Origin of the sequence: Aneurinibacillus tyrosinisolvens (assembly GCF_001015055.1) — a bacterium.
Lineage (GTDB): Bacteria > Bacillota > Bacilli > Aneurinibacillales > Aneurinibacillaceae > Aneurinibacillus_A > Aneurinibacillus_A tyrosinisolvens.
This window is the reverse complement of the sequence record NZ_BBWZ01000114.1, coordinates 1-1,155: the sequence shown is the minus strand read 5'-3', so window position 1 is coordinate 1,155 and position 1,155 is coordinate 1. Positions and strand designations below refer to the sequence as shown.

At 37.9% G+C, this 1,155-nt stretch carries 3 protein-coding genes; all 3 read right to left on the bottom strand.

Features of this window, described 5'->3' with window-relative positions; translation table 11 throughout:
• Positions 1 to 734 (bottom strand): hypothetical protein (locus MBEAL2_RS28555; protein ID WP_047155557.1); only part of this gene is annotated, 734 nt, incomplete at its 3' end.
• On the bottom strand, positions 700 to 867 hold the full coding sequence (locus tag MBEAL2_RS32160; protein WP_161798322.1) for a hypothetical protein: 168 nt from the start codon (positions 865 to 867) through the stop codon (positions 700 to 702). The genes MBEAL2_RS28555 and MBEAL2_RS32160, both read right to left, overlap by 35 nt.
• A 40-nt stretch (positions 868 to 907) precedes the next feature.
• Positions 908 to 1,060, bottom strand: a complete 153-nt coding sequence (locus MBEAL2_RS32155) for a hypothetical protein (RefSeq protein ID WP_161798321.1) — start codon at positions 1,058 to 1,060, stop codon at positions 908 to 910.
• Positions 1,061 to 1,155 lie beyond the last annotated feature (95 nt).

Here is a 1,155-nt window from a genome sequence, read left to right as displayed (position 1 = left end):
ACATAGTACTTCTTGAAGTAGTCAATGCCTGCCTTATAATTATCCATGTTAAAATGAGCCATTAACACCATAAGAACAAGATTTTCTATCTTGCGTTGAATATGCATATCGGGTGAAGACGGGAAGCTCCATCCCGACTTTTTTATCTTTGTCCCTTGCTTCTCCTGAATCTCTTTACGCTCACGTAAATAGGCTTGTAACAACAGATCACATTGTTTTATTAATAATTCTTTCAACCATTTTTCTTCTGCGACTTCCCACAAAGGACCCATCAAGTCTATACGTGCTAACTCACGATCCGTCTCGCAATCAATAATTAATAAAATGGAATCAGAAATCCACTTTTCCGGAGACTCTACTTTCTTTTTTAACGCCACTACGCTTCGGAAAAAATCAAGCTGATCAATCATAATTGAGCGGAACGGATCTTCCGTATTAAAAAGATATTCACTGCATGCACGGCAGATTAATTTATACAACGATTCTAATAAGCAGGCCGATTCCCCCGCATATTGAGGTTCTTCCGCAAACTGCATCAACTGATTGACAACACGTTTGACGGTGAAGCGCCATTTGGGTCGGTCTTTTTTTGGGACTACTCTGTTTGGCGCCAAATAATATTGATGATTCGCATACTCAATAAACTGTTCTATTTCCGCCTTTAGACTGATAAAATCTGTTGGTTCCGCAGCCTTTTTGCTACTTTTTTTCCCCTTCAGTGAATGCCTTACCATGTGTAATTAACTCATCTATTTGCTTCTCTTCGATAAACTTTTTCGGCATCATTTTGTACATCTCAACAATGATTGTCTCCATGTCTTTTGCTGATAGTTCTTGTACACGTTTTCGTAACTCGGGAATTTTCATCGCAATAATCCTCATTATTTATTTTTCATACTTTAACCGATTAATAAAACCATTCTTCATTTTCTTCAACAAATCGCAGGCATTCGTCTATAGTACCTTCATATGCACTTATCCACTTTTCATTGTGACGCTGCCAGTCTGCTGTACATTTATTCCAAGCTTTATCATAAAGGGTGATACGTCCCATAAGCACTTCTATATATCTCCCATCAATCAAAGGTTAATAAAAATCGCATCGGGATTGTCCCATCCAAATTGTTCGTGCAAACAATAAAGGTAAATACGTCC

Coding starts and splice junctions, on each gene's coding strand:
- MBEAL2_RS32160 (WP_161798322.1), bottom strand. CDS start 867: ATGAAAATTCCCGAGTTACGAAAACGTGTACAAGAACTATCAGCAAAA.